This window comes from Castellaniella sp. (genome assembly GCF_034675845.1).
Classification (GTDB): domain Bacteria; phylum Pseudomonadota; class Gammaproteobacteria; order Burkholderiales; family Burkholderiaceae_B; genus Castellaniella.
This window is the reverse complement of the sequence record NZ_JAUCCU010000002.1, coordinates 417,380-439,062: the sequence shown is the minus strand read 5'-3', so window position 1 is coordinate 439,062 and position 21,683 is coordinate 417,380. Positions and strand designations below refer to the sequence as shown.

Below are 21,683 nucleotides of genomic sequence, written 5' to 3'. Positions count from 1 at the left end.
TTCCAGCATGGTGACAGTTGCCCAGGTTTAGTAGGACGAACGGGGGTTTGTGTGGCAGATTTGCTGATAGAAATCCATGGTGCGCTGGGCAAAGCCCCGCAGGGAAAATGATTTTTCTGCGTGCTTTCGGGCTGCCTGAGACATTACGGAAGAAATGGGTTCGGACAGGCGCTGGCGCAGCCAGGCATGAACCGCATCCACATTGCCCGCAGGCACAACCCAGCCATCGACCCCATCGCGCACGACCTCCGGCAGGCCGCCTGCATTGGAGACCAGCGTAGGCAGGCCAGTGGACAGAGATTCCGCCGCCGCGAAGGAAAATGCCTCGTGCAAAGACAGCACAAACCCTATATCTGCTGCTGCCAGCACAAGCTCCGGACGCTCTACCAGCCCCGGAAACACGACGCTGGTGCCAACCCCAAGGCGGCTGAAGTCCTGCTGCAACTGGCCACGCAAGGGATCTCCGGCCACCAGCAGGCGCACTCGGGCGCGCAACGAGATCGGTAGCTTTGCAATGGCCTGGGCCAGATAAATCCAGCCCTTGTCGCGATCTGTGCCGCCCACGCTGGCCAGCACCAGGGTATCCGCCGGCAAGTCGCCCATGAACTGCTGGCGCAAGGCCTGTGCCCGGGCTGCGGTCACCGGACGAAAGCGATTGGTATCCACCCCATGATGGATGGTTCGGATCGGGCAGCGTGAAAAGCTGGAATCCAGCAACAGGCTGCTGACAAAATCGCTGACGCCGATCGCACCATCCGTGCCCATTTGGGCGCGGATGTAATTGCCCATGCTGCGGATCGGCACGGTATTGTGTTTGGTCCAGATAATACGCGGCCGATTGCGCAAGCCCACGCGGGCCAGCATGGCCTGGCGATGATCGGCGGAACCGTTTACATGAATCAGGTCGAACTGGCCATCGCGCAACAGCAAACGCAGGGTGAGGACCTCAGCGCTCATGGCGGCGGGGCGCGTATTGAATGTCACATCCAGACATTGCACACCCGGAATATCGCTGGCCATGGCATACAGTCGGCTGGTGCTGGGAGAAGCGACGGCAATCTGGTGTTCGCCCTGGAAGCTGCGCGCGAGGTTGGCGATATAGTTCGCGTGGCCGCCACCATTACGGGGGTGAAAATTGGTGTAGAGGATTTTCATGATACGGCCCGATCCGTTGCGCTGGCCTGGCGCTGCAGGCAATAGAGTTTAACGTAGCGATAAAAGCTGCCGGTACCTGCCATCCCCGCCAGCATCAGGCCCTGCCAACCATCCAGCATGCCCAGCCGCAGCACATAATGGCGAAAAAATGTCCAGAATCCATGGGCGAAAGGACCCAGCAAGGTCGTGCGGCGACCCTGATCGTAAGCCATGCGGGCGGCCTCGGCAGAGTAGCGGTTAATCTTGTCGATGAAGACTTCCAGCGTGGCATAAGGATAGTGCAGAAAATGCCCCGGCAATGTGCCAAGATTGCCCTGCACTTGCACGCGTTCGTGCACGGCGGCATCGGTGAAGCGCCCGGCCTGCCGACGAAAAAGACGCACGACATGATCCGGCCACCAGCCGCTATGCTTGATCCAGCGGCCACAAAAATTGGACAGGCGCGCAATCCGGTAAGCGTCTGCCGTTGGCGCCTGCAGAACCTGCTGAATATGATCCGCCAATTCGGGCGTTACCCGCTCGTCGGCATCGATCGACAGCACCCAATCGCCCGAGGCCAGATCCAGGGCACGATTTTTCTGGGGGCCAAAGCCCGGCCAATCCGGGCTTTGATGCCAGATCGCCCCATGCTGACGCACGATGTCGCCCGTGGCATCGGTGCTGCCGGAATCCAGCACGATGATTTCATCGGCAAAACCCAAGGTATCCAGGCAGGCACCAATATGGGCAGCCTCGTTTTTGGTGATGATGATGACGGACAGCCGTACGGTATCCATACGGTCAACCGGCATAGTGCTGGCCGCGCTTCCAGCGTTTCCAGGCATTGAAGGCCGGCCCGATGATCGGGCTGGCAGCCACCTGGATGCGACGACCCATCGATGCCCCACTGGTATTACGCACGGCAAAGCGAAAGATCGACGCCGGATCGGCGCCAGGGCGATTTTGGCCAAAGGCCCGCGTGGTATACAAGTGAGAAAACCCGACATCCCGAGCGATCCGTACATAATCCGCATCAAAATAGCCTTGGGGCCAGCACAGGTGATCCGATACGCTGCCCAGATGCTCTTGCAAACAGGCGCGCGACTGGCTCAGTTCTTCAAGCATACGGATGTTTTTGGTGGCGGGGTCTTGTTTGTCCCATCGGGTATGCGTATGCGTATGGCTATGGAATTCACATACGTCATCGGCCTGCATCAGGGCAATCTCGGACCAGCGCAAGGCGATATCGCCGGCCTGCCCCTCAGTGACCTTTCGGGTGCAAATGGCGTGATCGGGGGTTTCTGGCAAAGCGTCCCCCTGCCCGGTTGCGGCATGCCGGGCAGGGCCGTCCCTCACCCAACTGGTGACCAGAAAAATGACGGCATGAAAGCCGAACTCACGCAGCAAAGGCCAGGCGTGTACGTAGTTATCCAGATAGCCGTCATCAAAGGTAATCAGCACAGAACGCGCGGGGGCCGGAGCGCCCGCCAGGTGTGCAGCAAACTGCGCACACGTGAGGCTGCGATAGCCGTGCTGCTTCAGCCATGCCAGTTGATCCCGGAAATGCGCGGGGGTGACGTTGATGGCCCCACCTGCCGGGGTGACATGGTGGTACATCAGCACAGGCACCGTGCGTCTTGAACTCATGGCTGTCGCTCCTGTAGCCACCTTATATAGCATTGCTCGGTCTGGCGGACCAGGCCTTCTAAGGTAAACCGATCCGTCCCCCGAACCGTCTGCAAGCCCGCCTGACCCATGGCCCGACGGCGCGCCGGATCATCGACCAGGGACTGCAATGCCTGAGCCAGGGCCGCCGTGTCATGCAGCGGCACCAGAATCCCGCTGATGCCATCTTGCATCATCTCGGCAACGCCGCCCACATCGGTGCCGATGACCGGCAGTCCGGCGGCGGCAGCCTCGACGAATACGGTGCCCGAAGCTTCTTGCTCGGTGGCCAGGGCAAACAGGTCAAACCCTGCCAGAACATTGGGGATATCCTGGCGGCGTCCGGTGAACAGGATTTTATTTTGCAGGCCCAGCGACTGTACGTAAGCCTGCAGTTCTTCGAGGGTTGGAGAGCCATCGCCCACCAGCACCAGAAACACATCGGGCCGCTGCAGCAAACCGGCCATGGCATCAATCAGTGCCCGATGGCCTTTTTTAGCGCGCATGACGGCCACGCAGCCCACCACGATGGCACCATCCGGCAAATCCAGTTCCTGACGCAGGCTGGAGTGTTCGACGCGGGGCGGCAAAGGGATCGGAGAATAGACCGTCGCCACCCGGTTCGGCGGCGCCCCCCGATCCAGCAACAACTGGCGCACGTGATCGCTGACCGTGGTAACACAGTGCGGCACCACGGTATAAGACAATAATGAGCCCGGGCGCACGGCAAGATGGCGCGTTCGTACGATCAGCGGCGTGCCGGCCAGACGAGCAGCCGCCCCCGCCAGCATGGTATCGCGTCGGCTGTGGGTATTGAGCACATCAAAGCGACCTTGACGGAGAATACGACGCACCTTCAGCAATCCCGCGAAATAATTGCGCGGACCATCCATCAACATCGTGTGCACCTGAAAGCCTTCGTCACGCAAACGCTGGGTCAGACGGGCGTGTGGCTGGCACAGGGCCTCCAGGTGGTGGCCAGCCGCCCGCATGGCGCACATTTCCTTGAAAATCCGGTTCTCTTGGCCGCCAAAACCAGTGGCAGCCTCTGAGTGCAGAATGCGTAATGGACTCATCCGTAAAAGACCTCGACCTGATCATAGGACAGCCACTGGCGGGCACTGGCGATCAGCGCATCATCCATGCGGACTCGCCAATCTTCCCCCAGGCGCAGCTGGCAGGCAAAGCCGGCACGCTGCAAGGAGAGTTCGACCGGCACCCCCGCATCCACCGAGCGCCAGGGTGCCAGCAGCGCGGTCAGGCGCACAAGATCGAGTTCAGCAGGCACCGACAGGCGCAGGCTGCGGGCGCGGGTCTCGCGCACGCGCTGCAAATCGTATAAATCGTCCGCAGAAACCCGCAATCCGCCGGAATATTCGTCGTGACTGACCCGCCCCTGAATCACCAAAGGACGATCTTCCTTCAGACTAAGCCGGTACTGTTCGTACAGTTCGTTGAAAATGGCGATTTCAATCTGCGCCGTACCATCATCCAGCAAGGCATACAGCATTTTGCCGCGCTTGGTCATGCGCGGGCGCACGGCGGCCAATACCCCCGCCAACCACTGCTGGCCCCGTGATGGTGCCAGCCGCGCCAACGGCGTCGGGGCGACCCGGCGGATCTCATCGCGCCAGGCCTCGAATAGATGACCGCTGAAATAAAATCCCAGGGCGGCTTTTTCCTCGGTCAGGTAGGTCTGCAGATCCCAAGGAGTGACACGCGCAAGTTCGCCCGCCACCAGTTGATCGGAGTCATTGTCGAACAGCGAGCCCTGATTGGCATTGCGTTCAGCCTGCTCGGCAGCCTCGATGGCACTGCCCAGGGTTGCCAGCAAGGCGGCACGGTTGTCCTCAAGCAGATCGAAGGCCCCTGCCCGGATCAGGGCCTCGATGGTGCGCCGGTTGACGGCATGGCGGTCGACCCGGGCACAAAAATCAAACAGACTGGCAAAGGGGCCACCCGCCTGGCGGGCCGCTAAAATAGCTTCGACCGCGCCCTGGCCTGTGCCTTTGACCCCGCCCAGGCCATAGCGAATCGTGCGTGGCGGGCGGCCCTGGGCGGTATGTTCGTCGGCCACCGGCGCAAAGCGATAGCCAGAAGCATTCACATCGGGCGGCAAGACGGCCACGCCGTTATCCACGGCGTCGCGCCAGAAGATCTGGACCTTGTCGGTATCGTCCATATCCGACAGCATGGTGGCCGCCAGAAACTCGGCGGGATGATAGTGCTTCAGCCAGGCTGTCTGATAGGAAATCAGGGCATAGGCGGCCGAATGACTTTTATTGAAGCCATAACCGGCGAACTTCTCCATCAGGTCGAACAGGTGGGCGGCCAAGTCGGCATCGTAGCCTTTCTTGACCGCGCCTTCCTGGAAGACAACCCGGTGCTTGGCCATTTCCTCGGGCTTTTTCTTACCCATGGCGCGACGCAGTAAATCCGCCCCGCCCAGCGAGTAACCCCCGATGATCTGCGAGATCAGCATCACCTGTTCCTGGTAGACGATGACGCCATAAGTGCTTTTCAGCACAGGTTCCAGGTCAGGATGGAAATAATCGACTTCGGCCCGACCGTGCTTGCGATTGACGAAATCGACCACCATGCCGGATTCCAGCGGTCCTGGACGAAACAGGGCCAACAAGGCGATCACGTCTTCAAAGGTATTGGGCTGCATGCTTTTCAGCAGCTCTTTCATGCCGCGGGATTCCAGCTGGAACACCGCCGTGGTGTTGGCCGAAGACAGCAAGGCGTAGGTGGCGGCATCATCCAGCGGCAGACTCATGATGTCGAAGTCGCGCTGGTCCGGATTGAACTCGCGCACATAGCGCACGGCCCAATCCAGGATGGTCAGATTACGCAGCCCCAGAAAGTCGAACTTGACCAGACCGACGTCTTCCACGTCGTTCTTGTCATATTGCGATACCACGCTGGTTTCGTTGCCAGGCTGGCAATACAGCGGGGTGTAATCCGTGAGTTTTCCGCGCGCAATGATCACGCCGCCAGCGTGCATGCCGATATTGCGTGTCAGGCCTTCCAAAGGACGCGCCAGGTCGATCAGGGCGCGGATTTCTTCGTCCGTGTCGTAACGCTCGCGAAACGCGGGCTCGTTGGCCAAGGTGCGTTCCAGCGACCAGGGGTCCGCTGGATTGAAGGGAATCATCTTCGAGAGGTTGTCGCACACGCTATAGGGCATTTCCAGCACCCGCCCTACATCGCGCACGACCGCCTTGGCCCCCAAGGTGCCAAAGGTGGCGATCTGGCTGACGGCATCGCGCCCGTATTTTTCCTTGACGTACTCAATCACGCGTTCGCGGTTGTCCTGACAAAAATCGATGTCAAAGTCAGGCATGGACACGCGTTCGGGATTCAGGAAGCGCTCGAACAGCAAGTCGTAGCACAAGGGGTCCAGATCGGTGATGCCCAGGCTATAGGCCACCAGCGAACCCGCCCCCGAACCACGCCCAGGGCCAACCGGCACGCCATGGCCCTTGCCCCAGTTGATGAAGTCCTGCACGATCAGGAAGTACCCCGGAAAGCCCATGCCGACGATGGTCTGGCATTCGAGATCCAGGCGCTCCTGGTAGGCAGGCATCTGCTGCGCACGCTCGGCGGGGTCGTCATACAGCTGCAACATGCGGCGCTGCAGGCCTTCGTTGGCCAACCGCACCATGTAGTCATCCAGCGTGACGCCATCGGGGGTAGGAAACAGGGGCAGCTCTGGGTGACCCAGAGTCAGGCTCAGATTGCAGCGCTGGGCAATCCGTACGGTATTGCTCAGGGCCGACGGCACATCGGCAAAGCGCTGGGCCATGTCGCTGCTGTCGGTCAGGTATTGATCCGGCGTGAAGCGTTTGATCCGGCGTGGGTTGCCCAGCAATTCGCCATCGGCGATGCAGACCCGGGCCTCGTGGGCGCGAAAATCATCCGCCGCAATGAACTGAATGGGGTGTGTGGCGACCACCGGCAAGCCACAATCGGCCGCCAGCCGCAAGGCTGCCTGCACATAGACTTCATCGCCGTCGAACCCGGCGCGCTGCAGTTCGATGAAATAATTACCTGGAAAATCAGCCGCCCACAGGCGAGCCAAACGACGGGCCTCGTCAAGACGGCCTGCTTCCAGGGCCTGACCGACATCCCCTGCCCGGCCGCCCGATAGAATAATCAGACCCGTGTGGCCGATCAGCCATTCGCGCCGGATTTCCGCCCGGCCACGACTGCTGTTGTCGATCCAGGCGCGGCTTAGTAATTCGCACAGCGCCAAATAGGCGGCATGATCGGTCGCCAGCAGCAAAATACGAAAAGGCTTATCGACATCCTGGGTATTTTCCAGCCAGACATCAGCGCCCACGATAGGCTTGATGCCGGCCTTGCGGGCGGTTTTATAGAACTTGACCCAGCCAAACAGGTTGCACAGGTCGGTAATGGCCATGGCTGGCTGGCCAAAGGCCTTGGCCTGATTGATCAAATCAGGAATACGGGCAATGCCATCCACCACCGAAAATTCGGAATGGCTGCGCAGGTGAACAAACAAGGGAGATTCAGGGGACATCGTCATGGATGGATTGTACTGAAGGATAGGTGGTGACCCATTTAGCGCGGCATGGCAGACCAGGCTTTTTGCAGGCGCTTGACCGAAACCGGGAAAGGGGTGCGCAAAGTCTGGGCAAACAGAGCGACACGCAGCTCTTCCAACTGCCAGCGAAATGCGTCCAGCTGCGCATCGGGGGCGCCCTTCAAGGCTATCCGGGCGCGCTGCCAGGGGGCAATCAACAAGGCCATCTCTGCCATCAGACGGGCGTCACGCGCCGGATCTTCGCGTAATTTATCAATCCGCATCTGGGCCGCCTTGAGATAGCGTGGCAGATGTTTCAACTGCTCGGCCGGTGTCTGTTGAATGAAGTGGGCGCCCACCAAAGCATCCAACTGTTGACGCATATCCTGCTGCGCGGCGGGCCAGGACTTGGCCTGCGGCAGTTTTTTCTGCAGTGCAGTACGCTCCTGCAAGACGAGCGCCACCAGTCGGGCGAGTTCCTGGGCCAACAGATTCAGGCGTGTGCGAGCGTCTTCGCTGCGCTGGGCAAAGGATTCAGCCGATTCGGGCCAGGGCTCCATCAGGCAAGCCTGATCAATGGCGGCATCGATCAACTGGTCGCGCAAGTCCTGCTGGCTGCCTAAATCCATGTACAACATGGCCATGCGGGTCAGGTCGGGCAGGTTTTTTTCCAGGTAGCGCACCTGCTCGCGCAGGGCCAGGCGAAACAACCGGCGCAGGCCTGCCGCATGAACGCGCCGCGCCTGCTGCGGATCATCAAATACATCCAGGTCGCAGGACTCTCCTCGATCACGCAAGGCTGGATAACCGATCAGGGATTGGCCGCCCCGATGAATTTCCAGCAGCTCCGGCAAAGCACCAAACGTCCAGGCCGTCAGATTCTCATGCTCCAGCACCTGGGCCACCTGCTGGTCTCTGGCGGCCAACTGCTGAAACGAGGCCTGGGCTTCACGGCCATGCTCTGCCCGCAGTTGATCCAGGCTGCGCCCGCCAGACAGCATACGACCGTGCTCATCGACGACTTTGAAGTTCATGAACAAGTGGGCCGGCAGAGTTTCGAGCTTGAAGTCAGTGATGGCCAGCCGTATCCGGCACTCATCCCAGACATCCTGTGCAATCGCCTCCAGCAGGCCCAGGCCAGGATCGGCAGCACGTTCAAACCACCGGTCATGAAACCCCGCAGCGTAGTCCGGCAGTGGCACGCAATGGCGACGCAACTTCTGCGGCAGCGACTTCAGCAACAGATGGACTTTTTCCTTCAACATCCCCGGCACCAGCCACTCACAGCGCGATGACTCGATCTGGTTCAGCGTAAACAGCGGCACCGTCAAGGTCATGCCATCACGGGGGGAACCCGGTTCAAAGTGATAATCCACCGCCAGCTCTGTTCCTGCCCAGGACAGGCGACGCGGAAAGACCTCAGTGGTCACCCCGGCCGCATCATGCTGCATCAATTCGTCGCGGTTCAGTCTCAAGCGCTCGGTCTGGACCGCATCCAACTGGCCGAACCAAGCCTCCAAGGTCGCCGTCTGGCAGATATCCTGAGGGATCTGCTGATCATAAAAAGCATAAATCAGTGCATCATCGACCAGAATATCCGGGCGGCGGCTCTGGTGCTCCAGACGTTCTATCGCCGTAATCAAGCGGCGATTATGCGTGATGAAGGGCAACTTGCTGTCGATGTCGCCCTGCACCAGGGCATCCCGGATGAAAATTTCACGGGCGGCCTGCGGATCAACGCGGCCATAGTGCACGCGCCGCCCGGTATACACCGGCAGGCCGTAAACGGTACCGCGTTCATTGGCCACCACCTGGCCGGCCTTTTTTTTCCCAACGCGGATCGGACCAGGCTTTTTTCAGCAAATGGGCGCCCGCTCGTTCTACCCAGGTTGGTTCGATCTGCGCCACACAGCGGGCATACAAGCGCGTGGTTTCAACCAATTCCGCTGCCAACACCCAGCGCCCCGCCTTTTTCTGCAGGGGCGAACCCGGATGAATGGCAAAACGGATATCCCGCGCGCCCTGATATAAATTGGCGTCATCCGATTTCATGCCGATATTGCCCAGCAAACCCGCCAGCAAGGCCATGTGCAGTTGTTCGCGGGTGGCCGGAGTCTGGTTCAAGCGCCAGCCCTGCTCGCGCGCCAGTGTCAGCAACTGAACGTGCGTGTCATGCCATTCGCGCAGGCGAATGGGCGATAGAAATTTTGCCCGCAACTGATCCACCAGCTTGCGCTGAGAGGCCTTATGCGCGACTTGTTCGCCATACCAGGCCCAAAGTTTCAGCCACGTTTGAAATTCGGATTGCTTGTCGCGAAACTGAGCGTGGGCATTGTCGGCTGCCTCACGAGCCTGCATGGGCCGTTCTCGCGGGTCCTGAATGGACAAGGCAGCGGCAATGACCAGGACCTCGGTCAGGCATTGCTGATCGTGCGCGGCATAAATCATGCGGGCAATCCGCGGGTCCACCGGCAATTTGGCCAAAATCCGGCCCACGGCGGTCAAGTGGTTGCGCTCGTCCAAGGCGCCGAGTTCCTGCAACAGCTGGTAGCCATCGGCAATCGCGCGACCGGTGGGTGGCTCGACGAAGGGAAAGGCCTCCACATCGTCCAGTCGCAAAGCTTTCATGCGCAAAATTACCGATGCCAGCGACGAACGCAGAATTTCCGGATCGGTGAATGGGGCGCGTTGTTTGAAATCCTGCTCGGCATACAGGCGGATGCACACGCCAGGCCCCAGGCGACCGCAACGGCCTGCCCGCTGATTGGCCGAGGCCTGGCTGATGGGCTCGATCCGCAATTGCTCGACCTTGCTGCGCCAGGAATAGCGCTTGATACGCGCCAAGCCGCTATCGACCACATAGCGGATGCCAGGGACGGTCAGCGAGGTCTCGGCCACGTTCGTGGCCAGCACAATGCGCCGCAGATTGCTGCGCGGATGAAAAATCTGTTCCTGCTCGGCACGTGACAAGCGGGCGTACAGCGGCAAAACCAGAGCGCCGGCAGGATGGCGCTTACGCAAGGCCTCGGCACATTCGCGGATTTCGCGCTCGCCAGGCAAAAACACCAGCACATCACCCGTGCCATGGCGGGCGCACTCATCCACCCCATCGACCACGGCATCGACCAGATCACGCTCCTCGTCGCTCTGGCTGACGGCATCGGCCTGAAGGTCATCGGGCCGCACCGGCCGGTAGCGCATTTCAACCGGATACAAGCGCCCGGATACCTGAATCACGGGCGCAGGCTTGGCCTCAGTGCCAAAATGGCGAGCAAACCGATCCGCATCAATCGTGGCCGAAGTGATGATGAGCTTGAGGTCTCGCCGCCGGGCCAACAGCCGCTTTAAAAACCCCAAGAGGAAATCAATGTTCAGGCTGCGCTCGTGGGCTTCGTCAATGATCAGGGTGTCATAACGGCGCAACAAAGGGTCGCGTTGGGTTTCCGCCAGCAAAATCCCGTCCGTCATCAGCTTGATGGCGGTCGCGGGACCAGACCGGTCACTGAAACGGATTTGATAGCCCACCCAATCGCCCAGTTCGGTGTGCAGCTCTTCGGCCACACGCTGAGCCACGGAAGTCGCCGCCAAGCGGCGGGGCTGAGTATGCCCGATCATCCCCTGACGGCCACGCCCCAATTCCAGGCAGATTTTAGGGAGCTGCGTAGTCTTGCCCGAACCAGTTTCACCGCAGACAATCACTACAGGATGATCGGCAATGGCCTGGGCGATCTCCTGGCGGCAGGCACTGACAGGCAAGTCTTCTGGATAGCTGATCGTCGGCAGCGGCCGATCACCGGCGCCAGCGGGTGCCGGTGGCACCGCTGGGCGCGTCCTGCGACTACGGCTGGGCACTGCTTGATCAGACGCTGTCGACGCGGGGCGCGGGCCACGGGATGCTCGATCGGTTTTTGGTACTGGGGTTTCTGGCAAAACGGAAAATTCCACGAATAAGATGAGTCGGCTGGCTCTATAAAGCCCGATACTGCCCAGCCTGACCGACACTGCTGTCAGCAAAGTGCAATCCCTCATTATAATTTCGAGAGTCAGCTACCTTACCGTCACCAGTCTTTGTCATGAGCGCCACAGAAACCGATACCTATTCCGCCCAGGATGCCCCCGAATTCGCCCCGGCCCAGTTCGTGCGCTGGTTTCGCGAAGTCGCGCCCTATGTACACGATTTTCGAGGCAAGACCTTTGTCGTGGCTTTTGGCGGAGAACTCATCGAGGACAATGGCCTGGAAGCCCTGGTGGCCGACCTGTCACTGCTGTCGGCCCTGGGGGTCAAGCTCGTCCTGGTGCATGGTTCGCGTCCTCAGGTCAACGAACAACTGCGTCTGAAAGGATATACCACGCAGTTTGGCCGCGGCACCGAGACCACCACTCCGGAAGCCCTGGAATGCGCCAAGGAAGCCGCCGGCGAAATCCGCCTGGATATCGAGGCTGCCTTCAGCCAAGGGCTGCCCAATACGCCCATGTCGCACGCCAAAATCCGGGTAATGTCCGGCAATTTCGTGACGGCCCGGCCCGTGGGCGTGATTGATGGCGTGGACTACCGCCGCGCCGGCACCGTGCGCAAGCTGGATATCGACGCCATGCACAACGTGATCAGCCAAGGCGCCATCGTGCTGCTGTCGCCGCTGGGATTTTCACCCACCGGCGAGGCCTTTAATCTGGCGATGGAAGACCTGGCCACCAACGCCGCCGTGGCCCTGCGGGCAGAAAAATTGATTTTCCTGACACAAAACCGCACCGTGACCGAAATGGACGGCTCAGTAGACACCGAGCTGGCCCGCAAGGACGCAGACGACCTTCTGGCCCAGAATATCCTGGACGAAGACACCACGGCCTTTTTGCGCCATGCCTCGCTGGCGGTCAAACGCGGCGTGGCGCGGGCGCATTTGGTGCCCTACACACTGGATGGCAGCATCCTGCTGGAAATTTTCACCCACGATGGGGTGGGCACCATGGTGGTCGAAGACACCCTGGAAGACCTGCGCCCCGCCATGGCCGATGACGTCGGTGCCATCGTGCAGCTGATCGAGCCGCTGGAAGCCGATGGCACGCTGGTGCCGCGCGGACGCGCCGTCATCGAGCGCGACGTGGAAAGGTTTACCGTGCTGGAACACGATGGCGTGATCTACGGCTGCGTCTCCGTCATCCCTTATGCCAAGGACAGCATGGCCGAAATGGCCTGCCTGATCGTACACCCCGAATGGCAAGGCACGGGCGACGGCGAAAAGCTCCTGCGCCACGCCGAGGCCAGCGCCCGATCGCTGGGGGCCAAGCGCCTGTTCGTGCTGACCACCCGCACCTCGCACTGGTTTCTGAAGCGCGGCTTTGTCCAAGGGGGGGTATCCGACCTGCCCTACGAAAAACGCGCCCACTATAATCACTCACGCAACAGCCTGATTTTCATCAAAAGGCTGTAAACCATTCCTGTTATTCGCACGAGAACCCCACGATGAAAATCCTAGTTACGGGCGGCGCGGGCTTTATCGGCTCGGCCCTGATTCGTCATCTGATCAAGCAGACGGAACATACCGTCGTCAATGTCGATAAGCTGACCTACGCTGGCAACCTGGAATCCTTGTCGCCGATTGCCGACAGCCCGCGCTATGCCTTCGAACACCTGGATATTTGCGATGCCGCCGGGATGGCCGGGGTCTTTAGCCGACACCGCCCGGACGCGGTCATGCACCTGGCTGCCGAATCCCACGTGGATCGCTCGATTGAGGGGCCTTCGGCCTTCATCCAGACAAATATGGTGGGCACCTATACGCTGCTGGAAGCCACCCGCCAATACTGGAACACACTGGATGACGCCGCAAAATCGGCGTTCCGCCTGCACCATATCTCCACCAACGAGGTCTACGGCGACCTGGACGGCACTGACGACCTGTTCACTGAAACCACGCCTTACGCACCCAGCTCACCCTACTCGGCCAGCAAGGCCGGATCGGACCATCTGGTGCGAGCCTGGCAACGCACCTATGGGCTGCCTGTGCTGGTGACGAACTGTTCAAACAATTATGGCCCCTACCATTTCCCGGAAAAGCTGATTCCGCTGGTCATCCTGAATGCCCTGGAAGGTAAGCCATTGCCGGTCTACGGCCAGGGCCTGCAGGTCCGCGATTGGCTCTACGTCGAAGACCATGCCTGTGCCCTGCTGCGCGTCCTGGAAACCGGCGTTCCGGGTGAGACCTACAACATCGGCGGCCATAATGAACAGCGCAACATCGAGGTGGTGCACGCCATCTGCGACCTGCTGGAAGAACTGGCCCCCCAGCACCCCGCCGGCGTGACGCATTACCGCGACCTGATCACCCATGTCACGGATCGGCCAGGCCACGATTTGCGCTACGCCATCGACGCCAGCAAAATCCAACACGAACTGGGCTGGACCCCGCAGGAAACCTTTACCAGCGGGCTGCGCAAAACCGTGCTGTGGTACCTGGCCAACCACGATTGGTGCCGCAATGTCCAGGATGGCAGCTACCAGCGCCAACGCCTGGGCCTGGTGTCCTGATTTCCGGAATCTTTTATGACCAAAACACCCTTGCATATTCTGGTGACCGGCGCCAACGGCCAGTTGGGCCACTCGCTGCAGACGCTGGCCGCGTCTCAGGCCAGCCACATCACCTATGCGTTCACCGACCGCGAACATCTGGACATCACAGACGACGCTGCCGTGGCCCGCTGGCTCGACCAGCACCCGGCGGACTGCCTGATCAATGCCGCAGCCTACACGGCAGTAGACCGCGCCGCCACCGAGCCCGACGCCGCGATGGCCATCAACGCCCATGCTCCCGCCCTGCTGGCCCGACACTGTGCTGCCCGCCGCATGCACTTGTTGCATGTGTCCACGGATTATGTATTCGATGGCACCCTGGACCGGCCCTATCGCGTGGACGACACCCCGGCCCCCTTGAACACGTATGGCCGCAGCAAACTCCTGGGCGAGCAAGCCATTTTGCAGCATGCCCCCGATGCCCTGATTCTACGCACCAGCTGGGTGTTCAGCGCCTGGGGCGGAAATTTCGTGCGCACCATGCTGCGCCTGGGCGCTCAACGCGACCATCTGCAGGTAATCGATGATCAGGTCGGCGGCCCCACCTGGGCCGGTCATCTGGCGCAAGCCCTGCACCAATTGGCCCTGCGATTGCACACCCCCGGCCTGGATACCCCCGGGGGCCTATACCATTGCAGTGGCGCACCGGATGTCAGCTGGCATGGTTTTGCCCAGGAGATTTTTCAGCAAGCCCTGAAGCGCGATATGCTGAAAAAAGTGCCTACTCTGGAAGCCATCCAAGCCACAGCCTGGCCATCCCCCGAGCCTCGGCCTGCCAACAGCCGCCTGGATTGTTCCCGCCTGGATACCTTGCTAGGGCCGATAGCGCGCGACTGGCGCATAGGCCTGGGCCAGGTGCTGGATACCTGGCGCAACGAAGCCACCTGACCGGCGACGATACCTGCTCACTGATTGATTCAACCACGAGATCCGACGACTATGCCCCGCATGATTCATTGCCGAAAACTGGACCGCGAGGCCCCCGGCCTGGACTACCCCCCCTATCCGGGCGAAATCGGGGCGCGCATCTGGCGCGAAATCTCCCGGGACGCCTGGGCCAAATGGCTGGATATCCAGACCCGGCTGGTCAACGAAAACCACCTCAGCTTGGCCGAGCCCGAGGCGCGGAAATTCCTGGCCGAGCGCATGCAGGCATTCTTATTTGATGATCAGGATGTCGAGGCCCAGGGCTATACTCCGCCTAGTGCCTGAATAAAACGAGGGGCGGCCACGCTTCCAAGCGTGGCCGCCCCTCGTTTTGCCTTATACGCTTAGTCGCGCGGCTGGGCTGGTTCTCCGCGCGCCATGCGTTCGGTGTTGTTGACCCCGGTGTGGCGCACATCATCACCGCGCACCATGTAGATGACACGTTCGGACATGTTCTTGGCATGGTCGCCGATACGTTCCAGGGCCCGGGCGATGAAGATCAAATCAATGGAATGCGAGATCGTGCGCGGGTCCTCGATCATGTAGGTAATGATGTGACGCAAGGAAGCCTTCCATTCCTTGTCCACGTCTTTGTCGTTGCGCACCACCTGGGCGGCGGCCACGGGGTCTTCGCGGGCAAAGGCATCCAGCGCGGCGCGTATCATGCTGGCCACCGCATCGGCCATGTGGCGCAATTCGACCACGGGTTCGTAGGCGGAATCGGCTTCATGCAGACGGCGCGCGACCTTGGCGATTTTTTCGGCCTCATCACCACAGCGTTCCATGTCGGTCAGCATCTTGGAGATCGACAGCAGCAGGCGCAAATCGCCTGCGGTAGGCTGGTTGCGGGCAATCAGCTGGCTGATGCGCTCGTCGATGTCGACCTCGAATTGGTTGACCTGTTTTTCGTGTTCGCGCACCCGATCAACCAGTTGGAGTTCACCCTCGGACAGAGCCTGGATGCCATCCAGCACCATGGATTCGACCAGCCCACCCATTTGCAGGAACATGGAGCGCGTGGTTTCGAGCTCGGTGTGAAATTGCTTGTTAGTGTGTTCCAGCATAGAGACCTCTGACTGCCTGCTTTCGAGGCGAATGTAACAAGGACACAGCGTACCATCCCATCAAGGGATTGTGAAGGTGGCGCCATGTGATGTTCAGGATAGCAGGCGGATATGACAACTGAATGACAGGCTCAGTCGTCCTGGAGTTCCAGGCGGGACACGCCGTTTTGACCGGCCACCAGGGCCACATGGGCACCGGAGATGGCAAACAGGCCGCAGCAGACAATGCCGGGAATATTATTGAGCATGGCCTCGAAGGCGGCTGGATCGTTTTCGTAGTACAACCCCGCCACATCCAGAATCTGATTGCCGTTATCGGTGATAAAACCATCGCGCAACTGCGGCCCCCCCCCCAGTTGGCGGATTTCACGGATCACGGCCTCGCGGGCCAATGGAATGATCTCGATGGGCAGGTCAAAACCGCCCAGTTGCTCGACCAGCTTGGACTCATCCACAATGCAGACAAAGCGGTCAGCGACCGATGCGACTATTTTTTCGCGGGTCAAGGCCCCGCCCCCGCCCTTGATCATATTCAGCTGATGATCGATTTCGTCTGCGCCATCCACATACAAAGCCATGCTTTTGACGTCGTTCAGGTCCAGCACGGCAATGCCTGCCGCCTGCAGGCGGCGGGTACTGCGCTCGGAACTGGAGACTGCCGCATGAAACGCAGCCCGATGCGCCGCCAGCAAATCAATGAACAAATCCACGGTAGAGCCGGTGCCCACCCCCAGAATGCTGTCAGGCTGCAACTGTGGCAGCACATAATCCAGCGCAGCCTGCGCGACCTGTTGTTTGAGTTGATCCTGGGTAAACATGAGCGATATCCGGTCTGGGTGATAAATCGGCCTATTTTAAGCGCGTTTGGCATCGGTTTTGACAAGCCCCTGATCCCTTTCAGGCGGGCTACCCTGCGCCTCAGTATAAATATCAGTGGACAAAACAAGCGAAAAAACAGAAGCTTCAAGCGCTAGCCCTACCCTGGAGGCGCTGTCGCAAACAGCCCTGATAGGGCTCTTTACCTTCCATCAAGGAAATATCATGTGTGATGCCATGTCCTGTCAGCAGCCAAAAGTCACATCTCGCCGCGATTTCTTACGCGCCACGACTGCGCTGTCCCTGATGACCACAGCGGGGCTCAGCGGCCTCAGCCCTGTCGCCTGGGCCGCCAGCCCCCCGAAACCAGACAACGTCTTGACTCCGGACGCGGCCATTCAACGGCTGATGGAAGGCAACCAACGCTACGCTTCGGGCGTCAGGCTGCGGCACAACTTCACCCATGACCGTGCCGCACTGGCGGGCGGACAGAACCCTTATGCCGCTATCCTGGGCTGTGCGGATTCCCGAGTGGCCCCGGAATACACTTTCGACGCCGGTCGGGGCGACCTGTTCATCGCCCGTGTGGCGGGAAATTTCGCCAACGACGACATGCTGGGCAGCCTGGAATACGCCGTGGCTGTCTTGAATGTGCCCGTCATTCTGGTATTGGGGCATGACCGCTGCGGCGCGGTAGATGCCGCCGTGAAGGCCGTGACCCAGGGCACCCATTTTCCGGGACACATCCAAAGCCTGGCCAACGCCATCGCTCCGGCGGTCAAACAGGCGCAATCACAGCATCCGACTCAGTTGCTGGACGCCGCCATCACCCAAAACGTCCAGGATAACGTCGCCAGCCTGAGCACCCAATCCGCCATCATCCGACAGGCGCAACAGGCCGGGAAACTGAAAATCATCGGCGGCGTCTACCGCCTGGATACCGGCAAGGTGGATTTTCAGCTCAAAACCGCCAGCTAGCCTGCAGCGACCCGGCATGACTCCGGGTCTGGCTGGACAACTGTCCGTCATACTGCAACCTGAGATCCAGACCATTTTTGCTGGAAACCTGCACTCCGGCGGACAACTGGCCCGACACGCGCCCGGTATTCAGCTCGGAATCAAACATATCCGTGCCGGATGGGGCCAGCGCGAATCGCGCCCGCGTATTCCATTGATCCGTACTGGCCAGCGCAACCCCGATGCTGGCATACGGCTGAACCACATAGCCGCTATTCAATTCGAAGCGCCCGCCAATTTCCAGGCCCGGGGTCAGGATGGCGGACCATTGCTGGTTGCTCTCTATGTACAGGTCGGCCGCCCCGGCCCCAGTCTCGCTAAACGATGGCATGCGCGTATACACCACATCCAGATTCACAAAGGGCTTGATATAGGCGTTGGACAAGGCCTGGGTGTAATCCACTCGCAGGCGCTGACCGATCGATGCAACGCGGGAACTGCTGCTGCCCTGTAGCCCCAGAACGGCCACATCGCGCGTGTTGTCGAATTTACCGTAGCTGCCCGTCACGGCCCCCAAATACCCGGTATCCCCCTTCAGGTGCTGGCGTTGTTGGTCAGCGCGAATCGATTGGTGTTCATAGGCGCCAACCACCCCCAGGGTCCAGGCCGGAGCAAGGCTGCGCTGCCAGCCGATCTGATAGGCAACACTATCGGATTTGAAACCAGGATTGCCACCACTGCCATCCACCCGCGACGTGTTTCCGATGATCCGCCCCCAGGTACACTGCTGCGGGTCCGATCGCAAGCCGAGCCCTGTCTGTTCCGGGCAACGCATCAGGGTATCGGCAAATGACGTCATGGCGCGGGTCTTCAGGGCGGCAGGCGCGGCCAACACGCCCGGCGAAAGATCATTCAAGGCGCTGGCATAGCGGGTACTACCCAGACCGGCCGCCCCATCCAGCAGCGCATACAAGCCGCCCAGCTTTTCGTTGCTGCCCCGGTCCTAGATATCCTGCAAATGCTGCCTGACTGCACCCAGGTTCTGACCCAGACCATACACCGAAGTCATCTGCCGGAATCTGGCCTGATCCACCGACAGCCCCAAGGAACTGCCCGATTGGTGCACACGGTAGGTAAACAGATCAGACCTGCCTTGCGCGGTCAGATCCGAGGATAGCTCATGGGCCTGCAAGAAACCCAGTTCGCGGGTAGGCACCAGCGAACTTGCCAGGACACGTACCCGGCCCTGGAGGCTGGCCCGGCCTTCTACCTGCAACTGATCGGCAGCACCCGGTACAAAGTCCGTCCCTATATTCAACCATCCCTGGCTGTCCTGGATATAGTCCCCCATCACTCGCAAGGTATCCCGAGCCAAGCCAGCACCTACCGTCACCTGGCCCTGACTGAAAATATGGCCATGAACCTGGGTGGCCCCGGAAAACGAACCTTGATTGGACAGACTGAGCGCGGTCGATGAGGCAGTAGGCCCCAGGAGATTGCCATCCAGCTCACCCTGATTGGAGATCCGCGTGAACCCGTCGCCCGTGTACTGAATCCCGGCCAGCCCTGCCTGACCGCTGACTTTACCGCCTAGTTGAATGATCACCAGATTGGTCAACCCACCCGGCACCCTGCTAATGCTATCGATCCAGATGGCCCCCCCGGTGGGCGACTGGCCAGCAAGCGTCTGCCCGCCCGACACCACACCAGAGACTGAAATCCCCACCGGGGGCAAAGTATTACCCACCCGCTGGGCACCATAGGACTGAGCAAAGACACCCCACGAATTTTGCCCCTGCACCTGGACAGTTCCATTCAATTCCAGGGACACGCCAGTGCTGTAGTTAAGCGGTTCTTCCGTACTGCCTGACGTAAACGAGTGCATGGCCCCGGCAAAGCTGCCATCGCCATATCCCCCCAAACTACCCGGCGCCCCCAAGGATTGAGCAATCACTCCATGCGCATTATCGCCTGTGGTATAGATCCCGCCACCGCCTGCAATGGATTGCACACCACACCGTGGGCATCATAGCCCGCCGTAGAAACAGCCACGCTGCTATTGGCGGCGTTCATGTTGATGATCCCGCCATTGCCCCCATTACCCACCGAACCGCCCCAGCCCAGCGACAGGGTCGGGTTGCTGGATGAATTGCTGCCCAGAATATCTGAAGCAACTGCCCCCTGGCCGCCTCCGCCACCAATGGACTGGGACAGCATGCCCATGGCATCTGCACCAGTCGTGACAATCTGGGTATTCACGTCAGCATTGATCTGGGCCGCATTGCCAGAAGCGCCTTGGCCTGCCTGTTTGACGGCACTGCCCCCATAGCCGCCTATGCTTTGCGCGGCGACGCCAATGGCCTGCACCCCACTGGTGCTAATACTGCTCTGCTGGCCAGCCTGATTGCCTTTGGATGCCAGATTGATCTGCACGCTGCACGCTGCACGATAGCGCGCTCAACAAGCCCTTAAAACAAGCGCCGCAAAATTTGCAATAATGCCGCGTCTCCTGACCATATCCCTATTATGTTCGACTTATTCTCCGGACTGCCGCTGGCTGTCGGGTTCAGCCTGGCGCTAGCGCTGGCGCTCGTCCTGGCATTTGAATTCATCAACGGCTTTCACGATACGGCCAATGCCGTTGCCACCGTGATCTACACCAAGGCCATGCCACCCCACCTGGCGGTGTTTTTTTCTGGCATCTGCAACTTCCTGGGAGTGCTGCTGGGCGGTGTAGGGGTGGCCTATGCCATTGTGCATCTACTGCCCATCGACGTTCTGCTCAACCTGGAAAACGGCCGTAGCCTGGCCATGGTGTATTCCATCCTGGTGGCGGCCATCGTCTGGAACCTGGGAACCTGGTATCTGGGCATTCCATCATCCAGTTCGCACACCTTGATTGGGGCTATTTTGGGGGTAGGCGTGGTCAATGCCCTGCTGGGCGACCTGCCCCTGGGCACCGGGGTCAACTGGGACAAAGCACTGGATATTGGTTTATCGCTGATTATTTCGCCCATAGCCGGCTTTATTGTGGCCGGCCTGATGCTGTTGATTCTGAAAAAGGGTTTTGTGGATTCGAAAATGCATAAAACGCCCGAACAGCGCCGTGCCATCGACAACAAAAAGCACCCGCCCTTCTGGAATCGTCTGGTGCTGGTGTTGTCCGCCATGAGCGTCAGCTTTGTGCATGGGTCCAACGACGGACAAAAAGGCATCGGCCTGATCATGCTGGTACTGATCGGGATCGTGCCCGCCAAATTCATCCTGGACCCCGCCGCCACACCCTACCAAATCCAACGCACCTACGACGCCACGCTACACCTGCAAAGCCTGTATGAGCGCAATACCAATGTACTGGGCGATTTTTTGGCGCTACAAAGCGCCCCCACCCCCTTGGCCCCTGATTTTCACTGCGACCCCAGCAATACCCCATCCACGATTCAAGCCGTGCGCCTCAGCCTGGACGGGGTGCATACCTACCGCGCACTGGCGCCTGAAGCCCGGGCGCAAATGCGCCGCTATTTGCTGTGTCTGGACGACACTGCCAGAAAAGTGGGCAGCTTGAAGGTCTTGCCTGCCGCCGAAGCGGCAGACTTGCAACGCCTGCGCAGCGACCTGACCATCACTGCCGAATACGCTCCCCTATGGGTGATTGCCGCCGTCGCCCTGGCCCTGGGGATAGGCACCATGGTGGGCTGGCGGCGTGTGGTGATTACCGTAGGCGAAAAAATCGGCAAACAAGGCATGACCTACGCTCAGGGCATGGCCGCGCAGATTACCGCCGTGGGGGCCATCGGGGTGGCCAACCTGTTCAGCCTGCCGGTATCCACCACCCAGGTCTTGTCGTCTGGGGTAGCTGGCACCATGGTGGCCAACCGCAGCGGCCTGCACAACGGCACGGTACGCACAATTCTGCTGGCTTGGCTGCTGACCTTTCCCGCCAGCATGCTGCTGTCGGGGGGGCTGTTCAGCCTGACCGTGCTGGCGCTGGGTATGTGACTGC

At 60.2% G+C, this 21,683-nt stretch carries 16 protein-coding genes and 1 pseudogene; 6 read left to right on the top strand and 11 right to left on the bottom strand.

All coding sequences use genetic code 11. From position 1 onward, the window contains the following. Nucleotides 1–27 precede the first annotated feature (27 nt). The 6 genes and pseudogenes from VDP81_RS13605 to hrpA form a co-directional block, all read right to left on the bottom strand. On the bottom strand, nt 28–1,155 hold the full coding sequence (locus tag VDP81_RS13605; RefSeq protein ID WP_323012606.1) for a glycosyltransferase family 4 protein: 1,128 nt from the start codon (nt 1,153–1,155) through the stop codon (nt 28–30). Further along, nucleotides 1,152–1,946: a glycosyltransferase family 2 protein gene (locus VDP81_RS13600; RefSeq protein WP_323012605.1), complete on the bottom strand. Its 795-nt coding sequence runs from the start codon at nt 1,944–1,946 to the stop codon at nt 1,152–1,154. The genes VDP81_RS13605 and VDP81_RS13600 overlap by 4 nt, the downstream gene beginning before the upstream one ends. Further along, nucleotides 1,936–2,781, bottom strand: a complete 846-nt coding sequence (locus VDP81_RS13595) for a polysaccharide deacetylase family protein (RefSeq protein WP_323012604.1) — start codon at nt 2,779–2,781, stop codon at nt 1,936–1,938. Before VDP81_RS13595 ends, VDP81_RS13600 begins: the two co-directional genes overlap by 11 nt. Beyond that, nucleotides 2,778–3,875 carry a glycosyltransferase family 4 protein gene (locus VDP81_RS13590; protein ID WP_323012603.1) on the bottom strand — a complete coding sequence of 366 codons (1,098 nt, stop codon included), beginning with the start codon at nt 3,873–3,875 and terminating at the stop codon, nt 2,778–2,780. The genes VDP81_RS13595 and VDP81_RS13590 overlap by 4 nt, the downstream gene beginning before the upstream one ends. Next, the gene (dnaE, locus tag VDP81_RS13585; RefSeq protein WP_323012602.1) at nt 3,872–7,351 is read right to left on the bottom strand and encodes a DNA polymerase III subunit alpha; all 3,480 of its coding nucleotides are present in this window, start codon (nt 7,349–7,351) and stop codon (nt 3,872–3,874) included. Before dnaE ends, VDP81_RS13590 begins: the two co-directional genes overlap by 4 nt. Nucleotides 7,352–7,386: 35 nt before the next feature. Continuing rightward, a pseudogene (hrpA, locus tag VDP81_RS13580) lies at nt 7,387–11,200 on the bottom strand (ATP-dependent RNA helicase HrpA). A 221-nt stretch (nt 11,201–11,421) separates the two neighbouring features. Between hrpA and argA the strand changes: the two are divergent. From argA to VDP81_RS13560, 4 genes are read left to right on the top strand one after another with little or no spacing between them, the layout of a single operon-like run. Then, the gene (argA, locus tag VDP81_RS13575) at nt 11,422–12,777 is read left to right on the top strand and encodes an amino-acid N-acetyltransferase (RefSeq protein WP_322997367.1); all 1,356 of its coding nucleotides are present in this window, start codon (nt 11,422–11,424) and stop codon (nt 12,775–12,777) included. A 32-nt stretch (nt 12,778–12,809) separates the two neighbouring features. Next, nucleotides 12,810–13,874 (top strand): dTDP-glucose 4,6-dehydratase, encoded by a 1,065-nt coding sequence (rfbB, locus tag VDP81_RS13570; protein ID WP_323012601.1) that lies wholly within the window; start codon nt 12,810–12,812, stop codon nt 13,872–13,874. A gap of 15 nt (nt 13,875–13,889) precedes the next feature. Continuing rightward, nucleotides 13,890–14,804 carry a dTDP-4-dehydrorhamnose reductase gene (rfbD, locus tag VDP81_RS13565; RefSeq protein ID WP_322997365.1) on the top strand — a complete coding sequence of 305 codons (915 nt, stop codon included), beginning with the start codon at nt 13,890–13,892 and terminating at the stop codon, nt 14,802–14,804. 51 nt (nt 14,805–14,855) lie between these two features. Then, nucleotides 14,856–15,128, top strand: a complete 273-nt coding sequence (locus tag VDP81_RS13560) for an oxidative damage protection protein (protein ID WP_322997364.1) — start codon at nt 14,856–14,858, stop codon at nt 15,126–15,128. 59 nt (nt 15,129–15,187) lie between these two features. Here the strand turns inward: VDP81_RS13560 and phoU are convergent, their stop codons facing one another. Next, nucleotides 15,188–15,907 (bottom strand): phosphate signaling complex protein PhoU, encoded by a 720-nt coding sequence (gene phoU / locus VDP81_RS13555; RefSeq protein WP_322997363.1) that lies wholly within the window; start codon nt 15,905–15,907, stop codon nt 15,188–15,190. A 131-nt stretch (nt 15,908–16,038) separates the two neighbouring features. Continuing rightward, entirely contained in the window at nt 16,039–16,725 is a 687-nt protein-coding gene (gene rpiA / locus VDP81_RS13550) for a ribose-5-phosphate isomerase RpiA (protein WP_323012600.1), read from the bottom strand. 223 nt (nt 16,726–16,948) lie between these two features. Here rpiA and VDP81_RS13545 point away from each other — a divergent pair, with 223 nt between their 5' ends. After that, entirely contained in the window at nt 16,949–17,701 is a 753-nt protein-coding gene (locus VDP81_RS13545; protein ID WP_323012599.1) for a carbonic anhydrase, read from the top strand. Here VDP81_RS13545 and VDP81_RS13540 read toward each other — a convergent pair. From VDP81_RS13540 to VDP81_RS13530, 3 genes are read right to left on the bottom strand one after another with little or no spacing between them, the layout of a single operon-like run. After that, nucleotides 17,685–18,653, bottom strand: coding sequence for an autotransporter outer membrane beta-barrel domain-containing protein (locus tag VDP81_RS13540; RefSeq protein ID WP_322997361.1), 969 nt, complete (start codon nt 18,651–18,653; stop codon nt 17,685–17,687). The two genes, VDP81_RS13545 and VDP81_RS13540, sit on opposite strands and share 17 nt — an antisense overlap. Before the next feature lie 30 nt (nt 18,654–18,683). Next, nucleotides 18,684–19,691: a hypothetical protein gene (locus tag VDP81_RS13535; RefSeq protein ID WP_323012598.1), complete on the bottom strand. Its 1,008-nt coding sequence runs from the start codon at nt 19,689–19,691 to the stop codon at nt 18,684–18,686. Continuing rightward, nucleotides 19,631–20,113, bottom strand: coding sequence for a hypothetical protein (locus tag VDP81_RS13530; protein WP_322997359.1), 483 nt, complete (start codon nt 20,111–20,113; stop codon nt 19,631–19,633). Before VDP81_RS13530 ends, VDP81_RS13535 begins: the two co-directional genes overlap by 61 nt. Nucleotides 20,114–20,206: 93 nt before the next feature. Between VDP81_RS13530 and VDP81_RS13525 the strand changes: the two genes are divergently transcribed. After that, a complete protein-coding gene (locus tag VDP81_RS13525) occupies nt 20,207–21,679 on the top strand; it encodes an inorganic phosphate transporter (protein ID WP_323012597.1) in 1,473 nt (490 codons plus the stop codon). The last annotated feature ends 4 nt before the right edge of the window (nt 21,680–21,683 follow it).

Excerpts from the sequence above, each read along its gene's own strand:
- VDP81_RS13605 (WP_323012606.1), bottom strand. The coding sequence starts at position 1,155 with ATGAAAATCCTCTACACCAATTTTCACCCCCGTAATGGTGGCGGCCAC.
- VDP81_RS13600 (WP_323012605.1), bottom strand. The coding sequence starts at position 1,946 with ATGCCGGTTGACCGTATGGATACCGTACGGCTGTCCGTCATCATCATC.
- VDP81_RS13595 (WP_323012604.1), bottom strand. The coding sequence starts at position 2,781 with ATGAGTTCAAGACGCACGGTGCCTGTGCTGATGTACCACCATGTCACC.
- VDP81_RS13590 (WP_323012603.1), bottom strand. The coding sequence starts at position 3,875 with ATGAGTCCATTACGCATTCTGCACTCAGAGGCTGCCACTGGTTTTGGC.
- dnaE (WP_323012602.1), bottom strand. The coding sequence starts at position 7,351 with ATGACGATGTCCCCTGAATCTCCCTTGTTTGTTCACCTGCGCAGCCAT.
- argA (WP_322997367.1), top strand. The coding sequence starts at position 11,422 with ATGAGCGCCACAGAAACCGATACCTATTCCGCCCAGGATGCCCCCGAA.
- rfbB (WP_323012601.1), top strand. The coding sequence starts at position 12,810 with ATGAAAATCCTAGTTACGGGCGGCGCGGGCTTTATCGGCTCGGCCCTG.
- rfbD (WP_322997365.1), top strand. The coding sequence starts at position 13,890 with ATGACCAAAACACCCTTGCATATTCTGGTGACCGGCGCCAACGGCCAG.
- VDP81_RS13560 (WP_322997364.1), top strand. The coding sequence starts at position 14,856 with ATGCCCCGCATGATTCATTGCCGAAAACTGGACCGCGAGGCCCCCGGC.
- phoU (WP_322997363.1), bottom strand. The coding sequence starts at position 15,907 with ATGCTGGAACACACTAACAAGCAATTTCACACCGAGCTCGAAACCACG.
- rpiA (WP_323012600.1), bottom strand. The coding sequence starts at position 16,725 with ATGTTTACCCAGGATCAACTCAAACAACAGGTCGCGCAGGCTGCGCTG.
- VDP81_RS13545 (WP_323012599.1), top strand. The coding sequence starts at position 16,949 with ATGTGTGATGCCATGTCCTGTCAGCAGCCAAAAGTCACATCTCGCCGC.
- VDP81_RS13525 (WP_323012597.1), top strand. The coding sequence starts at position 20,207 with ATGTTCGACTTATTCTCCGGACTGCCGCTGGCTGTCGGGTTCAGCCTG.